At 61.0% G+C, this 559-nt stretch carries 1 protein-coding gene; it reads left to right on the forward strand.

The features are described from left to right. Positions 1–559, forward strand: a 559-nt coding sequence (locus tag MEB48_RS29035; RefSeq protein WP_269137652.1) for a contractile injection system protein, VgrG/Pvc8 family, incomplete at both ends; no start/stop codon positions are given.

Below are 559 nucleotides of genomic sequence, written 5' to 3' on the forward strand. Positions count from 1 at the left end.
CAACCGGCCTTTCTCCAATTCGGCTTTAACGGCGAAGGCATTCATGGGCATATCGACGGGGCGTTCGCGGGAGAAATCGGTAAACGCCTGACCCGCTATCGCCTGAGCCTGGTACCGGCGCTGCACTTCTTGCAGTTCAGCCACGATCAGCGGATTTTCCAGCACCAGACAGTGCCGCACATCATCACTCAGGTGCTCAAGCAGCATGGCATCCTGGCCGATGCGTTCAGGTTCCACGTCCGAACCAGTCCCGAGCGCGAATACTGCACGCAATACGGGGAAACCAATTTCGAATTCGTCCAGCGTCTGTGCGCCGAGGAAGGCCTCGCCTGGCACCACCAGCATTCCCGGGACGGCCATGTGCTGGTGTTCACCGAGGACCAGACCTTCTTCCCCATCCTGGGGGAAACCCCTTATCAACAAGACGCCGGGCTGGTGGCGGAGCATCCGGTGGTCAGCCGGTTTTCCCCGGGTTTCAGCACCCGTCCCAGCCAGGTCACGCGCCGGCACTACGACCTGAAACGCCCGAACCGGTTACTGGAAAGTCGCTTTGCCGGCG

This window comes from Pseudomonas sp. PGPR40 (assembly GCF_022014505.1).
Lineage (GTDB): Bacteria > Pseudomonadota > Gammaproteobacteria > Pseudomonadales > Pseudomonadaceae > Aquipseudomonas.